Consider the following 17,962-nt stretch of genomic DNA (forward strand, 5'->3'; position numbering starts at 1 on the left):
TTTGGTTTGGTGCACAAAGCCCTGCGTCTTTCGTCCGACGCAACGGTTGCTATAACGATGTCGGACGAACCGGGAAGACGAACAGGGCATGAGTTTCGATAAAGGACGCCGCGGTGATCGTGGCGGGCGTGGGCGCGACAAGCGCGACGGTTTCGGCGACAGCGGCGGCTTCGACGGCGGGTTCGGCGGCGGTGACCGGTTCGGTGGCGGCGATCGCTTCGGCGGTGGCGGTGACCGGTTCGGCGGCGGTGGCGATCGCTTCGGTGGTGGCGGCGGCGGTGGCTTCCGCAGCGGCGGTGGTGGCGGCTTCGGCGGCGGTGGTGCAGGCGGCGGTGGCCGCGGTATGCCCCCGCAGGTTGTCGGCGAAGGCACCGGCGTCGTAAAATTTTTCAATGGCCAGAAGGGCTTTGGCTTCGTCGTTCGCGATGATGGCGGCGAAGATGTGTTCGTGCACATCTCCGCGGTCGAGCAAGCCGGGCTGACCGGTTTGGCCGAGGGTCAGCCGCTTGGCTTCACCCTCGTCGATCGCGGCGGTCGCATTTCGGCGACCGACCTCAAGATCGACGGCGAGCCGCTCCCCGTCACCGACCGTGGCCCGCCGCGCGACCGTGACGCAGGCCCCGGCGCACCGCGCGGTGCCGCCCCGGGTGGCGCGCAGCAGCGTCAGCTTACGGGCGAGAAGGCGACCGGTACGGTCAAGTTCTTCAACGCGATGAAGGGCTTCGGCTTCATTCAGCGCGACGATGGGCAGCCCGATGCGTTCGTCCACATCTCAGCCGTCGAGCGTGGTGGCATGACCTCGCTCAACGAAGGTGACCGGCTCGAGTTCGAACTCGAAGTCGATCGTCGCGGCAAGATGGCAGCGGTCAATTTGACCTCGATCGCGTAAGCGCTCGCGCCTCGTGCGAAAAGAATAGACCCGGTGGGCCTTTAGGCCTGCCGGGTTTTTCTTTGTGTGCGCAGCTTGAGGCAGCCTCTATCCTTCCAGCTTCCCCGGCGAAGGCCGGGGCCCAGCCGCGCTGATCTGCTCGCGCTGATCTGCGTTGCCTGGGTGTGAACCCCACCTGCCCGACCGCCACCGGGCCCCGGCCTTCGCCGGGAAAGCACAAGAAAGACGATGTATGCGCCTCGTTCTCGCCGCGATTGCCCTGACCCTCGCCGCCCCGGCCATTGCTGCCCCGGCCCCGAAGGTTGCCACCACCAGCTTCGCGCAACTCAAGACCCCACTCCCCCTCCCCTATGACGAAGCCGCCAATGCAAAGGCTCAGGTCGCCGCCGCGCGCGCGCGCGCCAAGGCGCAGCACAAATTGCTGCTGATCGATCTCGGCGGCAATTGGTGCCTCGATTGCCGTCTGCTCGCGGGCACGATGGAATTGCCCGAACTGCGCGGCTTCCTTGCCAAACATTATGAGATCGTCACCGTCGATGTCGGTCGCTTCGACAAGAATCTCGACATCGCCGCCCAATATGGGCTCAACGGCCACTTTGGCGGCGGCGTGCCGAGTGTGCTGATCATCGACCCGAAAACCAACGCGCTCAAAAATGCCGGCCGCACCGCCGCCCTCGCCGATGCCCGCACGCTCAGCCCGCAAGCCCTCGCCGATTGGCTGGCAGGCTGGACGAAATAGCGCCGATCCCGGGGCGATGGAACGAGTGGTCCCTGGATTCCAACGTTGCCCCCCCTGCCAAAGGTGCATGATCGCAGCATGGCCTACGCTCGTTCAAGCTGCACTGGATGTGCACTTGGGCTCGCGCTGTTTCTCTTCGTGGGGCTGCCGCTATGGGCCGTGCTTCTGCTCGGCGAACGGCCTTGCGACATGCACATCGGTCCATCCTGTATGATTAGCTGGGGATGGATGAAGGTTATAAACGCAGGCGTAATAACCGGGGCTTGTGCGAGTTTGGGCCTGATAGTCGATCGGGTCGCCGCCGCCTTCCGGCGACGCAGAGACACCTAAACGCTATACTTCAATGCCTGCAGAAAATCGGCATATCGAAAATAGCGACAATCCCGTTGTCGTAGCGGCTACCTACCCAGCCCTCAGCCCCCCGCGAACCGGTCGGTCGCGCGGATCAACTGGTCGAGGATGCCGGGCTCGTTATAGGCGTGGCCTGCACCCTCGATCAGGTGGAACTCGGCTTCGGGCCAGGCCTGATGTAGCGCGAAAGCATAGCGCGCCGGGCACGGCATGTCGTAGCGACCATGCACGATCGTGCCCGGAATGCCCGACAAGCGTCCGGCATTGCGCAGTAACTGGCCGTCCTCCAGCCAGGCATCATGCGCGAAGAAATGATTTTCGATCCGCGCGAACGCCAGCGCGAAATGTCCGTCCTGAAACGCCTCGCTCAATTCCGGATCAGGCAGCAGCGTGACCGTCTCGCCCTCCCAAATTGTCCACGCCTTCGCCGCTTCAAGCTGCGCGACCGGATCGTCGCCGGTCAGGATACGGCGATAAGCCTCGACCATATTGCCACGTTCGACCTCGGGGATCGGCGCGACAAAGCCCGCCCATTTGTCGGGAAACATTTCGGACACGCCGAACTGATAATACCAGTCCATCTCGGCTGGAGTGGCGGTGTAGATGCCGCGCAGGATCAGCGCGCGCACCCGCTCGGGATGCGTTTCGGCATAAGCCAGCCCCAGCGTCGATCCCCACGATCCGCCGAACACCACCCACCGCTCGACCCCGATCAGCGCGCGCAGCCGCTCGATATCGGCGACCAAATGCCAGGTCGTATTGGCATCAAGACAGGCATGGGGTGTCGATTTCCCGCACCCGCGCTGGTCGAACAGCAGCACGTCATAGCGCGCAGGATCGAACAGCCGCCGATGACTCGGCGAAATGCCGCCGCCGGGGCCACCGTGCAGAAACACCGCGGGCGTCGCTCCCGGCGTGCCGCAGCGCTCGTAATAAACGCTGTGACCATCGCCGACATCGAGCATCCCGGTCGTATAGGGTTCAATCTCGGGGTATAGGGTGCGCAAGTCGGCCATCGGGTCCATCCAGAAAGGATTATTTGAGCGGAATCGGTCGTCCCTCGACCATCACATAGCCGATATGCAACACCGCCGCCGGATCGACCAGCGGATCGCCCGCCACCGCGATCAAATCGGCCGATTTTCCAACATCAAGCGTGCCCGTCTCGCTCGACAGGCCGAGCAGATCGGCACCGCCCTTGGTCGCGGCGATCAGCGCGTCGCGCGGGGTCATGCCGCCCTTCGACACCATCAGCCCAAGTTCCTCGCCATTGCGGCCATGCGGATAGACGGCGGCATCGGTGCCAAGCGCAATCGGCACGCCCGCTTTATAGGCGCGGTTTAGGCCCTTGCCCCACACGGCCAGCGTCGCGCGGCCCTTCGCTTCGGTATTGGCGGTGTAAATGCCTTTGCCGAGATACAGTTGCAGCCCCGAAAACGCCATCAGCGTCCCAGAATAATAGGTGCCGTGCGCCTTCATCAGCGCAATGCCGGTGTCGTCGACAAAGGTGCCATGCTCGATCGAATCGACGCCCGCGCGCACCGCTGCCGCAATACCCTTGGGGCCATGCGCGTGCGCTGCCGCCTTCAGCCCCAATTGATGCGCGGTGTCGCAAATCGCCTTCATTTCCTCATCGGTAAAATGCTGTTCGAGGCCGATCTTGCCATCATCGAGCACCCCGCCCGTCGCGTGGAATTTGATGACGTCAACGCCATAGGCCGCGATCCGCCGCACCGCCTTGGCGCATTCGAGCGGCCCGGTGCATACCCAGAATTGCTCGCCCGTCGCATCGATTGCGTTTCGCAAATCGGGGTTGAGCCCGACCGTGCCATCGCCATGCCCACCGATGATCGACAGCGCAGGCCCCGCCACCAAAATGCGCGGCCCCGGGAAACTGCCCTCCTTCACGGCATCACGCATCGCGATGCTGGCGGCGGGCGAGCCGCCCAAATCGCGCACCGTCGTAAAGCCAGCGCGCGCGGTAATCAGCGCGTTTTTTAGGCCGACCGTCGCGGCATACGGCTCGGAGTATTTCGGAGTCAGCCCCTGATACCACGGCTCCCCGGCATTGCTCGTCAAATGGACGTGTACGTCGATCAGCCCCGGCAGCACGGTACGGTCGCGCAAATCGACCACGGTCGCCCCGGCAGGCGCGGTTGCGCCGTCCTCGATCCGCACGATCCGGCCATCGGTAACAATCACGGTCGAGGCGCCGCGCTCGGGCTTGGCGGCATCGACGATCAGATGCCCGGCCTGGATCGCGAAGGTTTCAGCCACGGCGGGCGCGGCGGTGGAAAGCAATGCCGCCGTGGCAGCGATCAGGAATGTGCGCATCGTATCCCCCAAAATTATCGTCGCAACCTACGCCCTTAAGCATCGCTGTCGAGGGGACTCACGTAATCATCCGCTTGAGCGCCGCCACGGTATCGGCCTCGGCGGCGGGCTTGTCGGTGCGGATGCGCGCAATGCGGGGGAAGCGCATCGCCACCCCCGATTTATGGCGCTTGGACGCGTGGATCGAATCGAACGCAATCTCCAGCACCAGCGTCTTTTCCACCTCGCGCACCGGGCCGAAGCGCGCGATCGTGTTGTTGCGCACGAACTGGTCGAGCATCTTCAACTCGTCGTCGGTGATCCCCGAATAAGCCTTGCCGACCGGCAGCAGCTCGCCCGCCTCGCTCCAGCAGCCAAAGGTGTAATCGCTATAGAAAGACGATCGTCGCCCGCTTCCGCGCTGCGCATAGAGCATCACGCAATCGGCAGTCAGCGGATCGCGCTTCCATTTGTACCACAGCCCGGTCTTGCGCCCGCCGACATAGGACGAATCGCGCCGCTTGAGCATCACTCCCTCGATCGCAGCGTCGCGCGCGCCCGCGCGCAGCCCCTCCAGCGCAGTGAAATCCTCGGCGGCAATGACGGTGCTGAGATCGAACCGCCCGGCATCAAGCCGTGGGACGAACGCCTCCAGCCGCGCGCGGCGTTCGCTCCACGGAAGGCCCCGCAGGTCCTCCTCGCCATCATAGAGAATGTCGTAAAGCCGCACGAACGCCGGAGCCTCGACCAGCATCTTCGCCGACACCACCTTGCGCCCCAGCCGCTGCTGCAAGGCGTTGAAGCTCGCCGCACCGCCTTCTTCGGTTGCCGCGCCCTGGGCATCGCCCTTCACCATCAATTCGCCGTCGAGCACGCCCGCCGTCGCGAAGGCGCGCGCCACGTCGGGGAAGCTCGCGGTGATGTCATCGCCGGTCCGGCTGTACAGCCGCGTCTGCCCGGCGACATGCACCAGTTGCACGCGAATGCCGTCCCATTTCCATTCGGCGGCATAATCGGTGAGATCGACGCGTATATCCTCGAGCGGATGCGCCAGCATGAACGGGCGGAACACCGGCACCTCGGTGCTGGTCGGCTGCGCGCCGCGCCCCTCCGCCCAATCGAACAGCGCGGCATAAGGCGGCGCAATCCCGTGCCACACTTCCTCCACCGCCGCGACATCGAGCGCAAACGCCTGCGCCAGCGCGGTCTTGGCGAGGCGCGCGGAAACCCCGATCCGCAACGCCCCCGTTGCCATCTTGAGCAGGGCAAAGCGTTCATCGGCGTCGAGCCGGTCGAGCATCGCGGCCAGCACGGCAGGCGTGTCCGATCGCGACAGCACCGCCAGCCGATCGACCGCCTGCGCGATGCCGAGCGGCTCTGCGTCCGGCACGACCAGAGGCTTGGGCCACAGCAAGGCAACCGTTTCGGCGGTATCACCGACATAATCGCGGCTCATGCGGAACAACACGGGATCGACGCGTTCCTCGATCAGCGCGCGGATCACCGCCGGCTTCACACCCGGCAGATCGAGTTCCCCGGTCAGCGCCGCCATCGCCCAGCCGCGATCGGGATCGGGCACCGCGCGCAGATAATCGACGATCAGCTTCAGCTTCGCGTTGCGCGAGCGGGTGTAGATCAACCCGTCGAGGAGATCGGCAAAGGCGCGCATCGTCGCAGCATCATGGCGTATCGCCATCGGCCCCGCTAGCACTCCTGACATGTCGCGCTTCCTTCGATTCGTCACAGGCTTGGTCCTGATCGGGCTTGCCCTGCTGATTGGTGCCTATGTTGCCTCCCGCGTCACGCCGATCGTCAATCGCGTCAGCGTGGCCCTGCCCGATTGGCCAAAGGGCCAGAAGCCGATCACGCTGGCGCTGGCCACCGACATTCACCTCGGCAATGCCAGCATGGACCGCGCGCGGCTCGATCGCATCGTCGCGCAAATCAACGCCCTGCAACCCGATATGGTTCTGCTCGGCGGTGATTTTCTGGCGGAATATGATAAGCCCGAAGCACCGGCGCGGTCACGATCGATTGCCGGGGCGCTGGCGCGGTTGGCGGCCCCGCTCGGCACGGTCGCGGTGCTCGGCAACCATGATTATGGCACCAACCCCAAGGCCGTTGCGACCGCGCTGACCGATGTCGGCATCCCGGTGTTGCAAAATCAGGCGATCCAGCGCGGGCCATTGGTCCTTGGCGGGTTGGGCGATGGCTATAGCGGCAATGCGCGGCTTCCCGAAACACTCGCCGCGATGGCCACATTGCACGGCGCGCGCATCATGCTTGCGCACACCCCGGCCCAGGCGGCGCAATTGCCCGGCGATATCCATTTGCTGTTGAGCGGCCACACGCATTGCGGCCAGGTCGTGCTGCCGTTCGTCGGCGCGCTGGTCGTGCCTTCGGTGCCACGGCGCTATTTGTGCGGCGTTATAAACGACGGGCCGCGCACGGTGGTGGTGTCGGCGGGGCTCGGCACCAGCAATTTGCCGCTGCGCGTCCACGCGCCGCCGGACCTGTGGCTCGTCACCGTCGGTCCGGCAGAGCGGTGAGGCGTCAGCCCTTGCGGCTGGCCTCGAACAGAAACCAGGCGCGGCGCTCGGCCTGATCGGTCCAGTCGTCGATCACCGCGCTGGTGGCATTGTCCTTGGCGGCATCGGCCAGGTCCTTGGCTTCGCGCAGCGCCTCGACCATCTTCAGATTGTCGTCGCGCAATTCGCTCAGCATCGCCTCGGGCGCGACGAAATCGGCATCATTGTCGGTGATCGTTTGGTGGCGCGCGATATCTCCGATCGAGCGGAGCGTGGTCTGTCCGATCTTGCGCACACGCTCGGCAATGTCATCGGTCGCGGCGAAGATTTCGGCGGCCTGCTCGTCGAGCATCAGGTGATAATCGCGGAAATGCGGGCCCGACACGTGCCAGTGGAAATTCTTGGTCTTGAGGTAGAGCGCAAACGAATCCGCGAGAAGGCCGTTCAGCGCCTGCGCCACGGTCTTGACGGCGTTGGTCTTCAAATCGGTCGGGGTTTTCAGTGCATCGGCAGCCATGTTTCGCTCCATTGGCAGGCGGGAAATTCGGTTCGGTGCTGCAACGAAGCGATAGCGAATTGGCTCCCGGTCGGCTTGGATAAAATTGCGATTTCAGCAATCGAACGCCTAGATGAGGCGAAGCGCCGACAGCGCTTGCACCGCCCCCGCTAGCGTCAGCACCGCCGCCGCACCCAGGCGCAGCGCAGTGGTCGGCAGTTTGCGCAAACCCCGCTCCCCCAGCAAAATCGCCGGCACGGTGACCGCCACGCTGCCGATCGTCGCGCCGATCGCGGCAAAGGCGGGCGTGGTCGCCTGCGTCGCAAATGCCGCAGTCACGAATTGCGTGCGATCGCCAAAGCCGAGCACCGCCACCGCCACAAGGCTCGACCCGAATGCCCCGAGCCGCCAGCCGCGTGCTTTGGCGGGCCTGGTCGGCCAGAACCCGGCTACGCCGCCCGACAACAAGGCCAGCGCCAGCAACAGCTGCTGCGCATTGGGCGACAGCATCGGCGCCACCACGATTCCGCCGACCACGCCCAGCGCATTGCCGAATGCCAGCGCCAGCGCGACCCCCGCGATCACCGCGCCCTTCTGCTCATAGCGATCCCCCAGCCCCGCCGCCGCCCACGGCGTACGGTCGCTCGCCTGCGTCAACAGCGCCGCGACCAGCGCGGCCATCAGCGCGTCCATCGAATCCGCTTCAACCCGCCAGCCGGACCGAGCAGGCGGCGGCAAAGGTTTCGCAGGCGCTGCGGTCATGCTGGTCGGACGACACCGCATCACGCAGGATCTCGATCCAGCCGAGCACCAGCGCCCCGCGCTCCCCCCGCGCCAGCGCGGCATCGATCGCATGGGTGACGGCGACGGCGGGATACAGGCCATAAGCCAGCGCCGCCCGGCGAATCGCATCGACCTCGGCGGCCAGCGCGGCGGTCGAGGCGACATTCGCGCGCATCCCCACCATCGCGACTCGCGCGGCGAGTTCGGCCTGGGCGATTGCCATTGCGCTGTCCGGTGCCGCCATATCCCGTCCCCTTTGGTGGGCATCCTGCGCGCGTAGTGGTAAACACGCGCTTAAGCTGCGGCGAATCGGCTGGCGTGCTTGACATTGCGCACCGCATCCGTCATCGGGCGACGCTTAAGAGCGGCGACCGGTTCGCCGCTTTTGCATTTTCAGATCACAGGAATTCAGGTCATGGCAAAGCCGACCACGGTCAAGATCAAGCTCGTCAGCACGGCGGACACTGGTTTCTTCTACACCACCAAGAAGAACCCGCGCACCAAGACCGAAAAGCTGAGCTTCAGCAAGTATGATCCCGTCGTGCGCAAGCATGTCGAGTTCAAGGAAGCCAAGATCAAGTAAGCCCGGCGCTGGCGCAAAGCCAGCCGGAGCAGAAAAGGGCCGCGAGCACATGCTCGACGGCCCTTTTCGTGTTGGCTTAGTTTGCCGGATGCCTCCCCTCCCTGAAAGGGAGGGGAGGAGGGTTGTGTCAGGCTCAGCCCGAACGGCGGCAGTCCCCCACCGCGCACCCCTCACACCAACGCCGCCACCGCATCCACAAAGCGCATCAGCGAAATCGGCTTGGATACATAGGCATCGGCGCCCGCCGCGCGAATCCGCTCCTCATCCTCGCGTCCGGCATAAGCCGTCACCGCCATGATCGGGATGGTGCGCAACGCCTCGTCGGCCTTGAACTGCAGGATCAAATCATAGCCGCTGAGATGCGGCAACTGGATATCGGTCACGATCAGGTCGGGCGCAAAAGCGCGCGCGCGCGCCACCGCCTCGCGCCCGTCGCGCACGCCCTCGGTCGCATATTCATGCGCGCGCAGCAGATCGCAGAAAAGTTTGAGGTTGAGTTCGTTGTCCTCGACAACGAGCACCCTTTTTGCCACGCCCGCCATTCCTTGATCCATAGGGTTTCCTACGCAATGCGCGCCCGAGAAACAAACCCCGAACCGGCCGAACTGGCGCTGCACGCGCTGGTGTGGACGCTGGGTGAGCCGGACCGGGCGCAGCGCCTGCTCGATGTTACGGGCATGACCCCCGCCGACTTGCGCGCGCGCGCGGGCGAACCCGCAGTATTGTCGGCGGTGCTCGGTTTCCTGGAATCCTACGAACCCGATCTGGTCGCCTGCGCCGCCGGGATTGGCGCGCGGCCCGAAGCGATTGTCGCCGCGCGTGCCGCGCTGGAGAATGCCGCATGAAGGGCCTGTTGATCTGCGATTGCGACGAAGTGCTGCTGCACATGGTGCGGCATTTCGGCGTGTGGCTGCGCGAGCATCATGACATCGATTTTACCGCCAATGGCGGCGATTTCGCCACCAGCATGACGCGCATCTCGGGCGGCCCCGCCCCGACGCGCGAGGAGATGTGGGGCCTGCTCGAGGGCTTCTTCCCCGCCGAGATGGGCCGCCAGACGCTCGTTCCCCACGCCCGTGAAGCGCTCGCCGCGCTGTCACACGTCGCCGACGTCGTCCTCCTGACCAACCTCGCCGATCACAATCGCGAACCGCGTATCGCGCAATTGCTTGGCCATGACATGGCGTATCGCGTCGAGACCAACCAGGGCGGCAAGGGCGATCCCGTCGCGCGGCTGGTCGCCGAACATGGCAACCCCGTCACCGTGTTCGTCGATGACCTTGCGGTCCATCACGCCTCGGTCGCCAAGCACGCGCCCGAGGTCCACCGCCTGCACATGATTTCCGAACCCGCGCTCGCGCCCAACGTGCCTCCGGCCCCTGCGGCACATGTCCGTATCGATGATTGGCAAGCGGCGCAGGTGTGGATCGCCGATCGTTTCGCGGCGGGGCTGCCCGCTACCTCTCCCCCTGAAAGGACCCCAGCATGACCGACCGTATCGACCACAAGCTTGCCGAACTCGGCCTTGTCCTGCCCGCCGCCGCCGCGCCGGTCGCCTCTTATGTGCCAACCGTCGATGCGCACGGCCTGCTCCACATTTCGGGCCAATTGCCGTTCAAGGATGGCGCGGTGATCGCCGGACGGTTGGGCGAATCGGTCGATCTCGCAGCGGGTGCCGCCGCAGCCCAAGCGTGCGCGCTGATGCTGGTTGCGCAAATCAAGGCGGCACTCGGCGGCCTCCACCGTGTCGAGCGGATCGTGAAGCTCGGCGTGTTCGTCAACTCGACTGCCGATTTCACCGATCAGCCCAAGGTCGCCAATGGCGCGTCGGACCTGATGGTCGCCTTGTTCGGCGAAGCCGGCAAGCACGCCCGCAGCGCCGTCGGCGTGGCGTCGCTGCCACTCGGTGCCGCAGTCGAAGTCGATGCGATCGTGCAAATCGCCGCTTGAGCGTACTCGGCGCGGGTCCGCAGACCCGCGCCGCCCTCAGCCGGGCTGCGCCAACGCCGCCAGCGCATCGCCGGTGACGCGGTACACCGTCCATTCCTCCATCGGCAGTGCGCCCATCGAGCGATAGAAGGCAATCGCCTTCTCGTTCCAGTCGAGCACCGACCATTCGAAGCGCGTGCAACCCCGCGCCACCGCCAGCGCCGCCAGATGCTTGAGCAACGCCTTGCCCACCCCGCTCCCACGCGCCTCGGGCGTGACGTACAGATCCTCCAGATACAGCCCGCGCCAACCGGTCCAGGTCGAAAAATTGTGGAAGAACAGCGCCATGCCAACGGGCTTGCCGTCCAGTTCGGCAACCACCGCCTCGGCTGCGGGGTGTGGCCCGAACAGCGCGTCCTGCAACAGCGGCTCGGTCGCCACCACCTTGTCGGATTCGCGCTCGAACGCGGCGAGTTCGTGTACCAGATGCAGAATCAGCGGCACATCGGCAGGGGTGGCGGGGCGGATATGGGTCATGCGGCAGCCTCGGTTTGCGGGGCGGCGGCGGCATGGCCGCGCACCGCAGCGACGCACCCCGCGATAATCAGCGCCGCTCCGAGCGTCGTGTAGAGTGACACCGCCTCGCCGAAAACCCACCATCCGAGCAAAGCCGACCACAAAAAGGCGGTATATTCAACCGGCGCCAGCACTTGTGCCTCCGCATGGCCATAAGCCCAGGCCAGCGCCATTGCCGAAACCGAACCCAGCACCGCCGCCGCGCCGATTTCGGGCCATTGCGCCACCGTCGGCAACCCCGAAAACCACGGCGCACCGATCAACAACAACGCGCCCAGCACAATGCTGGTGAACAGCGCCACTTCCAGCGGGTCGGCCACCTGCGCTTGCTGCCGCAGCAGGATCAGGCTGAAGGCATAGAAGATCGACGCCGCGAAAATCGCGATCGACCCCAGCACATGCGCGGTCGAAGCGTGCGCCTGCACCTCCCCCGCTGCGATCACCAATACGCCCGCGCTTGCCACCACCGAGCCGAGCACCGCCCCACGCCGGATCGTCTCCCCCAGCATCGCCGCCGCGAAATAGAGCGCGATCAACGGCGCGAGGAAGGTCAGCGCCACCCCCTGCGCCATCGGCACGCGCGCGAGCCCCCAGAAGAACAGCAGCACCGACACCCCCGCCGTCGCGCCACGCAGGAAATGCAACCGCAACGCCGCCCGCCCCGGCCACGGTCGCCGTCGCATGACGAACACCACGCCAAGCAGCGCCGTACCCACCACCGATCGCCACAACACCGCCGAATAGGCACCGCTGGCGATCGACAAACCCTTCATCAGCACGTCCATCGCCGAATAAGTGGCGATGCCGACAGCGGCGACGGTGAAGGCGAGCGTGGCGGAAACGGGTTTCATGGTGGTCGGCATAGCGCGCGGCGGGCAGTCCGTAAGGGGAAAGATCACCGCCCGGTCAGGATATACCGCTATACTGCACTCCCTTTGCGGAAGCGCGGCACCCGCCAACATCCGGCCTGCGCCGGAGAAACGCGCCCTTATTCCGCCGCCACCGCCTGTTGCGCCTCATGCGCCTCGATCGCCGCAGCCTTTTCCTCGACCAGCTTGACGATATGCTCCAGCATGTCCTCGCTGTTCACGGTGTGGTCGGTCACGCCCGACAGATACACCATGTGCTTGCCATTGCCGCCGCCGGTCAGGCCAATGTCGGTCTCGCGCGCTTCGCCGGGGCCGTTGACGACGCAGCCGAGCACGCTCAGCGACATCGGCGTGCGGATGTGCTGGAGCCGTTCCTCCAGCGCCTGCACCGTGCGGATCACGTCGAAGCCCTGCCGCGCGCAGCTTGGGCACGACACCACGCGCACTCCGCGATTGCGAATGCCGAGTGCCTTCAGGATTTCGAAGCCGACGCGCACTTCCTCCTCGGGTTCGGCCGAAAGCGAAACGCGCAGCGTATCGCCAATGCCGTACCACAAGAGCGAGCCGATCCCGATCGCCGACTTCACCGTGCCACCGACAAAGCCGCCCGCCTCGGTGATGCCCAGATGCAGCGGGCAATCGACCGTCTCGGCCAGTTGCTGATACGCCGCCACCGCCAGGAACAGGTCGGACGCCTTCACCGCCACCTTGAATTCGTGGAAGTCGCGGTCCTGCAGCAGCTTGATATGGTCGAGCGCGGATTCGACCAGCGCCTCGGGGCACGGCTCGCCATATTTTTCGAGCAGGTCCTTTTCGAGGCTCCCCGCATTCACGCCGATGCGAATCGCGCAGCCATTGGCCTTGGCGGCGTTGACCACTTCGTTGACGCGCTCGGCCGAGCCGATGTTGCCGGGGTTGATGCGCAGGCACGCCGCGCCCGCATCGGCGGCTTCCAGCGCGCGCTTATAGTGGAAATGGATGTCGGCAACGATCGGAACGCGACTCGCGCGGACGATTTGCTTCAGCGCGGCGGTGCTCTCCACATCGGGGCACGACACGCGGATGATGTCGACGCCGGCATCCTCGCAGCGACGAATCTGGTCGATCGTCGCCTTGGCATCGCTGGTCGGGGTGTTGGTCATCGTCTGCACGGTGACCGGCGCATCGCCCCCGACGGGGACGTTGCCGACCATGATTTGACGGCTTTGGCGGCGGGTAATGTCGCGCCACGGGCGAACGGACATGAAGAAATTCCTCTGGTTGCAAGCGCCCTATAGCGCCGTCCTGCGCCGACCGAAACCGCTAGAGTTTGCGCGAACAAACACTCTCCCCTACGTCCGCCCGATGGAACGCCATTACGGACTGGATTGGTTGCGCATCGGCGCGTTCGGCCTGCTGATTCTCTATCATATCGGCATGGTGTTCGTGCCCTGGGGATTCCATGCAAAGACCGCGCAGCCACTCCAATGGGTGGTGGTGCCGATGCTGGCGATCAATAGCTGGCGGCTGCTGCTGCTGTTCGTGGTGTCGGGCTATGCCAGTCGCGCGCTGCTGGTGCGTGGCGAGGGCACCGGCGATTTCGTCGCCAACCGCACGCTGCGGCTGATCCTGCCCCTGCTGTTCGGGGTGGTGGTGATCGTGCCGCTGCAACCCTGGGTCGAACTCGCCACGCAGCACGGCTACACGCGTGATTTCGGCTATTTCCTGGCCCACGATTATTTTCGCTTCGCCAGCGTCAGCGGTATTACGCTACCGACCTGGCAGCATTTGTGGTTCGTCGGCTATCTGTGGATCTACACGATGTTGCTGGCGCTCGCCGTCGCGCTGGTCGGGCGGCGGAGCCTCCAGCCCGTTTTCGACCGCGTGTTCGGCGGGGCGCTGGTGTGGCTGATCCCGGCGGCATGGCTGGTGGTGGTCAGCGCGTGGCTGTTCCCCGGTGTCGCGCCGACCAACGATCTGGTGGGCGATCTGGTGTCGCACGCGCAATATCTACCAGGCTTCCTGTTCGGCTTCGCGCTCGCGGGCTCCCCGACCGGGCTGGCGGCGATGCGGCGCTGGTGGCCGTGGGCGCTTGGCACGGGGCTGCTCTGTTATGCGCTGGTCGCGGCGATCGAACTGCGCTGGCCGAACAGCGCCAGCCCGACCTGGCCGTGGGGCATCCTGTTCGCCAGTGCGCGCGCGGTGCAGGGCTGGAGCATGATCGTCGCGCTGATCGGTCTCGCCGACACCTATCTCAACCGCGATCACCCGTGGCGGCGCGCGCTGACCGAGGCGGTCTTTCCCTTCTACCTCATCCACCAGACGATCATCGTCGGAATCGAAGGCTGGCTGCTGCACTTCGGCCTGCCGCGCGGCGCGGAATTTGCTATCCTGATGGTGGCGACGCTTAGCGGCTGCTGGATCTTTTATGCGGTGGGGCGCGAGATCGCTTGGCTCCGCCCGCTGATTGGCTTGAGACCGCGTCCGCGTAAGGAAATGATGCGATGAACTGGACGTTGGTGCTGCACGGCGGCGCGGGGAAGATGACGCGCGCCACGATCACGCCTACGCAAGCCGAGGGTGCGCGCGCTGGCCTGGGCCGCGCGCTCGATGCCGGGGCGGCGATCCTCGCCGCTGGCGGTGCGGCGCTCGACGCGGTCGAAGCGGCGGTGCGCGTGCTGGAGGATGACCCGCATTTCAACGCCGGGCGCGGTGCCGCACTGACGCGCGCGGGCGTGGCCGAGCTTGACGCCGCGATTATGGACGGGCGCGATCGCGCGGCGGGGGCCGTCGCCGGGGTCACCGCCACGCGCCACCCGGTCTCGCTCGCCCGCGCGGTGATGGCGCACAGCCCGCACGTGCTGCTGAGCGGCGCGGGTGCGGAAACCTTCGCGCGCGAACAGGGCTGCGAGCCCGCGACGCAGGACTGGCTGATCCTGCCCGAGCGCCGCGCGCAACTGGACGAGATGCTCGGTGGCGGCGGCGCCTTCGATGTCGACATGAAATATGGCACGGTCGGCGCGGTCGCTTGCGATGCGTCCGGGCACGTTGCTGCCGCCACCTCGACTGGCGGCGTGACCGGCAAAAATTGGGGCCGTATCGGCGATTCGCCGCTGATCGGGGCTGGCACCTATGCCGATGATCGCGCGGGCGCGGTGTCATGCACCGGCTCGGGCGAGTTCTTCATCCGGGTGAACGTGGCGCACGAAATCTGCGCACGGGCGCGCCTCGCGGGCGAATCGCTGGCGGTTGCTGCCGAAACCGTGCTGGCAGAAGTCGCCGCGCTCGGTGGCACGGGCGGAGTGATCGTCACCGGCCCGAATGGGCAGGCGCTGTGGCACTTCACCACCCCCGGCATGTACCGCGCACGCCTGGGCTCCGACGGCGGGCGTGTAGTCGCCATCTTCGGCGACGAATGAAAGTCCCTCTCCCCGTGGAGAGGGAAATACGATCTGCGCTTTCGTCGGCGGCACCACACGACTAAAGCCAGTTCATGACCCGTATTCGTCGCGTTCGCCCCGGCTTTGCCGTTCTCGCCACCCTGCTGGCCGCCACCGTCGCCGCGCCCGCTTCGGCTTATTGGGAATATGGCCACCAGACGGTCGCCCGCATCGCCGAGGCGAACGTCCGCCCCAAGACGCGCACCGCGATTCGCGAACTGCTCCGCCATTCGGATCTGCTTGCCACGCCCGAATGCAAGGCCACGACCATCGCCGAGGCGAGCGTCTGGGCCGATTGCATCAAGCCGCTGAAAGACGCGAACGGCAAAGCGCGCTTCGGCTATGCCTATACGTGGCACTTTCAGGACGTGAACATCTGCCACCCGTTTGATCTGGCGGCGCCGTGCAAGGACGGCAATTGCGTATCGGCGCAAATCACCCGCGACGTTGCCTTGCTCAAGAACCGCCACGCGCCCGAAAAGGACCGGATCGAAGCGCTCGCTTTCCTGATCCATTTCGTCGGCGATCTGCACCAGCCGCTCCATGCCGGCGAGAAGGACGACAAAGGCGGTAATGACGTGAAGGCGGTCTATGGCAGCTACGGCCCGGCTCGGCTCAACCTGCACAGCGTCTGGGACGGCTATCTTGCCGAACGCGCCATCACCACCGGCCCGTCGCTGGTGCGCCGCTACCCCGCCGCCGTGCGCGCGACGATCGCAGCGGGCGACGTCACCGACTGGAGCCGCGAAAGCTGGCAAATCGCGCAGAATGCGGTTTATGGCAGCGTCATCCCCGATCCCTGCGCCCCCACCCCGGCGCGCGTGACGCTCGATGAACCGACGATCGAGAAACTCGTCCCCGTCGCCCGGCTCGAAGTCGAACGCGGCGGCCTGCGCCTCGCCAAATTGCTCGACGCCGCGCTGGGGTGAGAGCACTCGACCCCGCCTTCCGTTCGCCCTGAGCTTGTCGAAGGCACCTGAACCCACGCGACAACGCGTGCTGGAGGGGTGGGGTTCGACAGGCTCAACCCGAACGGTGTTGGGCGGCAGTTCACGCCTGCGCTACCGTGGCACAAACGCCGCGACGGCTTCCGCCACGCCCGGCGAAATCGGCAACGTCGCGTCACGATAGGTGGCGAGGTTCGCCGCGCGGTCTTCACTCGCCACCGGGCGCAGCACGTGGTTTACGCCGGGCAACAGCGTCAGCATTGCCTTGGGCTGCGCGCGGTGCAGCGCCTCGGCATCGCCGACGCTCACCTGTATGTCGCGCGTGCCCTGCAGGATCAGCATGGGCAACTGCACCGCCGCCGCCAACCGTGCGGGATCATGCGACAACAGATCGATCCAATAGCCCTGCAAACGATCGGGAAAGAGCGATTGCAGCGGCGCGGGCAATTGCGTCGCGTCGATTCGTTTGCCCGCCTCCAGCGATGCAATCACCGCATCGGCGGCGGGCAATAGCGCGGCATTGGCAGGGTTGGCCCGCAATTGTTCCCGCAGCACCGCCCCCATCGGGCGGCCGACGCTCGACACCAGGATCAGCCCGCAGATCCCGACCGGAGTCTGCGCCGCCTGCAACGCGACCAGCCCGCCCTCGCTATGGCCCAAAAGCCAAACGCACGATCGCCCGGTCCGCACACGCGCCACGCGGCTCCATGCCTGCACATCAGCGGCATAATCGGCGGTGGTTACGGCATTAGGGTCGGCCTGCGCTGCCTTGCTGCCGAACAGCCCGCGCTTGTCGATGCGCAGCGTGGCGATGCCCTTGGCGGCGAGCGCTTCGGCGAGCTGGCGGTAGGGACCGCCCGCCACGCCCAACGGATTGTTGCCATCGCGGTCGGTCGGTCCCGAGCCGGGGATCAGCAGCACCAGCGGCGCCTTGGCATCGGGATCGAGCAGCGTCCCCGCGAGCGGCCCCTCGGGGCCCGGCGCGGTCAGCTCGACCGGTGCGGGAGTAGCGGCAAGCGCGGGCGATGCCGTAAGGGCAGCCGCTGCAAGAAGCGCAGCGCGGATCATTTGCGCGCTCCCCAATGCCAGCTCAGCCCACCTTGCGTCTTGCGGATCGCGATCATCATGAACAGCGCGACCAACGCCACGCCGATACCGATCTGCGCAATCTGATCCCGCAGGAGCAAAATGTCGGCACTCAACAAGCCTGTAAAAACAATCGTGGCGACCCAGCCCTGCCATGTCACCGGCGTGACGCCGAAGCCGAACATATGCGGCACGAACCAATAGCCCTGTTCGACCCGGTAATGGTCGACGAGATCACGCATCTTCATGGTCTTCTCCCTTGGGTGGGCGCCCGCGCCGCGGCGGATTTGGCGCGGCGAGCTTCACGCCGCGCTTGGCCAATGCCTCGCGCAGCAAGCATTCGAACTCGGCATTGACGCTCCGCAAATCGGCCGCCGCCATCCGCTCGACCGCGGCATACAGCGCGGGGTCGAGACGCAACGGAAACGCCTTTTTTGGGGGGGGCGCCAACGTG

The 17,962-nt window shown here is 65.8% G+C and carries 23 protein-coding genes; 10 read left to right on the plus strand and 13 right to left on the minus strand.

What is annotated here, in order from left to right; translation table 11 throughout:
- The first annotated feature begins 88 nt into the window (after window positions 1-88).
- On the plus strand, window positions 89-889 hold the full coding sequence (locus WC704_RS04750) for a cold-shock protein (RefSeq protein WP_372888844.1): 801 nt from the start codon (window positions 89-91) through the stop codon (window positions 887-889).
- A 232-nt stretch (window positions 890-1,121) separates the two neighbouring features.
- The gene (locus WC704_RS04755; protein ID WP_372888845.1) at window positions 1,122-1,628 is read left to right on the plus strand and encodes a thioredoxin family protein; all 507 of its coding nucleotides are present in this window, start codon (window positions 1,122-1,124) and stop codon (window positions 1,626-1,628) included.
- Between the two features lie 413 nt (window positions 1,629-2,041).
- Here WC704_RS04755 and pip read toward each other — a convergent pair whose 3' ends face one another.
- From pip to WC704_RS04770, 3 genes are read right to left on the minus strand one after another with little or no spacing between them, the layout of a single operon-like run.
- Window positions 2,042-2,995, minus strand: coding sequence for a prolyl aminopeptidase (gene pip, locus WC704_RS04760; protein ID WP_372888846.1), 954 nt, complete (start codon window positions 2,993-2,995; stop codon window positions 2,042-2,044).
- 19 nt (window positions 2,996-3,014) lie between these two features.
- A complete protein-coding gene (locus WC704_RS04765; RefSeq protein WP_372888847.1) occupies window positions 3,015-4,313 on the minus strand; it encodes an amidohydrolase family protein in 1,299 nt (432 codons plus the stop codon).
- Window positions 4,314-4,371: 58 nt separating this feature from the next.
- On the minus strand, window positions 4,372-5,961 hold the full coding sequence (locus WC704_RS04770; RefSeq protein WP_372889098.1) for a cisplatin damage response ATP-dependent DNA ligase: 1,590 nt from the start codon (window positions 5,959-5,961) through the stop codon (window positions 4,372-4,374).
- Window positions 5,962-6,010: 49 nt separating this feature from the next.
- On the opposite strand from WC704_RS04770, the gene WC704_RS04775 reads away from it, so the two are divergent.
- Window positions 6,011-6,841: a metallophosphoesterase gene (locus WC704_RS04775; RefSeq protein WP_372888848.1), complete on the plus strand. Its 831-nt coding sequence runs from the start codon at window positions 6,011-6,013 to the stop codon at window positions 6,839-6,841.
- Window positions 6,842-6,845: 4 nt separating this feature from the next.
- Here WC704_RS04775 and WC704_RS04780 read toward each other — a convergent pair whose 3' ends face one another.
- The 3 genes from WC704_RS04780 to WC704_RS04790 form a co-directional block, all read right to left on the minus strand.
- Complete coding sequence (locus WC704_RS04780; protein ID WP_372888849.1) at window positions 6,846-7,337, minus strand: Dps family protein; 492 nt, start codon at window positions 7,335-7,337, stop codon at window positions 6,846-6,848.
- Between the two features lie 108 nt (window positions 7,338-7,445).
- Complete coding sequence (locus tag WC704_RS04785) at window positions 7,446-8,009, minus strand: TMEM165/GDT1 family protein (RefSeq protein WP_372888850.1); 564 nt, start codon at window positions 8,007-8,009, stop codon at window positions 7,446-7,448.
- 10 nt (window positions 8,010-8,019) lie between these two features.
- On the minus strand, window positions 8,020-8,343 hold the full coding sequence (locus WC704_RS04790) for a hypothetical protein (RefSeq protein ID WP_372888851.1): 324 nt from the start codon (window positions 8,341-8,343) through the stop codon (window positions 8,020-8,022).
- A 171-nt stretch (window positions 8,344-8,514) separates the two neighbouring features.
- Here WC704_RS04790 and rpmG point away from each other — a divergent pair, with 171 nt between their 5' ends.
- Window positions 8,515-8,682 (plus strand): 50S ribosomal protein L33, encoded by a 168-nt coding sequence (gene rpmG / locus WC704_RS04795; protein WP_010162189.1) that lies wholly within the window; start codon window positions 8,515-8,517, stop codon window positions 8,680-8,682.
- A 170-nt stretch (window positions 8,683-8,852) separates the two neighbouring features.
- Here rpmG and WC704_RS04800 read toward each other — a convergent pair whose 3' ends face one another.
- Window positions 8,853-9,215 carry a response regulator gene (locus tag WC704_RS04800; RefSeq protein WP_372889099.1) on the minus strand — a complete coding sequence of 121 codons (363 nt, stop codon included), beginning with the start codon at window positions 9,213-9,215 and terminating at the stop codon, window positions 8,853-8,855.
- Window positions 9,216-9,251: 36 nt separating this feature from the next.
- Here WC704_RS04800 and WC704_RS04805 point away from each other — a divergent pair, with 36 nt between their 5' ends.
- From WC704_RS04805 to WC704_RS04815, 3 genes are read left to right on the plus strand one after another with little or no spacing between them, the layout of a single operon-like run.
- The gene (locus tag WC704_RS04805) at window positions 9,252-9,527 is read left to right on the plus strand and encodes a DUF3572 family protein (protein ID WP_372888852.1); all 276 of its coding nucleotides are present in this window, start codon (window positions 9,252-9,254) and stop codon (window positions 9,525-9,527) included.
- Window positions 9,524-10,171, plus strand: a complete 648-nt coding sequence (locus WC704_RS04810) for an HAD family hydrolase (protein WP_372888853.1) — start codon at window positions 9,524-9,526, stop codon at window positions 10,169-10,171. Before WC704_RS04805 ends, WC704_RS04810 begins: the two co-directional genes overlap by 4 nt.
- Complete coding sequence (locus WC704_RS04815; protein WP_372888854.1) at window positions 10,168-10,632, plus strand: RidA family protein; 465 nt, start codon at window positions 10,168-10,170, stop codon at window positions 10,630-10,632. The genes WC704_RS04810 and WC704_RS04815 overlap by 4 nt, the downstream gene beginning before the upstream one ends.
- A gap of 36 nt (window positions 10,633-10,668) precedes the next feature.
- Here WC704_RS04815 and WC704_RS04820 read toward each other — a convergent pair whose 3' ends face one another.
- The 3 genes from WC704_RS04820 to ispG form a co-directional block, all read right to left on the minus strand.
- On the minus strand, window positions 10,669-11,148 hold the full coding sequence (locus WC704_RS04820; protein WP_372888855.1) for an N-acetyltransferase family protein: 480 nt from the start codon (window positions 11,146-11,148) through the stop codon (window positions 10,669-10,671).
- Window positions 11,145-12,038: a DMT family transporter gene (locus WC704_RS04825; protein WP_372888856.1), complete on the minus strand. Its 894-nt coding sequence runs from the start codon at window positions 12,036-12,038 to the stop codon at window positions 11,145-11,147. Before WC704_RS04825 ends, WC704_RS04820 begins: the two co-directional genes overlap by 4 nt.
- A 137-nt stretch (window positions 12,039-12,175) precedes the next feature.
- The gene (gene ispG / locus WC704_RS04830; RefSeq protein ID WP_209612536.1) at window positions 12,176-13,300 is read right to left on the minus strand and encodes a flavodoxin-dependent (E)-4-hydroxy-3-methylbut-2-enyl-diphosphate synthase; all 1,125 of its coding nucleotides are present in this window, start codon (window positions 13,298-13,300) and stop codon (window positions 12,176-12,178) included.
- A gap of 100 nt (window positions 13,301-13,400) precedes the next feature.
- Here ispG and WC704_RS04835 point away from each other — a divergent pair, with 100 nt between their 5' ends.
- The 3 genes from WC704_RS04835 to WC704_RS04845 all read left to right on the plus strand — a co-directional run bounded on the left by WC704_RS04835 (window position 13,401) and on the right by WC704_RS04845 (window position 16,404).
- Window positions 13,401-14,543, plus strand: a complete 1,143-nt coding sequence (locus tag WC704_RS04835; RefSeq protein ID WP_372889100.1) for an acyltransferase family protein — start codon at window positions 13,401-13,403, stop codon at window positions 14,541-14,543.
- Window positions 14,540-15,454 (plus strand): isoaspartyl peptidase/L-asparaginase family protein, encoded by a 915-nt coding sequence (locus tag WC704_RS04840; RefSeq protein WP_372888857.1) that lies wholly within the window; start codon window positions 14,540-14,542, stop codon window positions 15,452-15,454. The genes WC704_RS04835 and WC704_RS04840 overlap by 4 nt, the downstream gene beginning before the upstream one ends.
- A 74-nt stretch (window positions 15,455-15,528) precedes the next feature.
- Complete coding sequence (locus tag WC704_RS04845) at window positions 15,529-16,404, plus strand: S1/P1 nuclease (protein ID WP_372888858.1); 876 nt, start codon at window positions 15,529-15,531, stop codon at window positions 16,402-16,404.
- A 132-nt stretch (window positions 16,405-16,536) separates the two neighbouring features.
- Here WC704_RS04845 and WC704_RS04850 read toward each other — a convergent pair whose 3' ends face one another.
- The 3 genes from WC704_RS04850 to WC704_RS04860 are packed head-to-tail and all read right to left on the minus strand — an operon-like array spanning window position 16,537 to window position 17,958.
- The gene (locus WC704_RS04850; RefSeq protein ID WP_372888859.1) at window positions 16,537-17,490 is read right to left on the minus strand and encodes an alpha/beta hydrolase; all 954 of its coding nucleotides are present in this window, start codon (window positions 17,488-17,490) and stop codon (window positions 16,537-16,539) included.
- Window positions 17,487-17,756, minus strand: coding sequence for a hypothetical protein (locus WC704_RS04855; protein WP_372888860.1), 270 nt, complete (start codon window positions 17,754-17,756; stop codon window positions 17,487-17,489). The genes WC704_RS04850 and WC704_RS04855 overlap by 4 nt, the downstream gene beginning before the upstream one ends.
- A complete protein-coding gene (locus WC704_RS04860; protein ID WP_372888861.1) occupies window positions 17,743-17,958 on the minus strand; it encodes a toxin-antitoxin system HicB family antitoxin in 216 nt (71 codons plus the stop codon). The genes WC704_RS04855 and WC704_RS04860 overlap by 14 nt, the downstream gene beginning before the upstream one ends.
- Window positions 17,959-17,962: the final 4 nt, after the last annotated feature.

The organism is Sphingomonas sp., from assembly GCF_041661885.1.
GTDB lineage: Bacteria > Pseudomonadota > Alphaproteobacteria > Sphingomonadales > Sphingomonadaceae > Sphingomonas.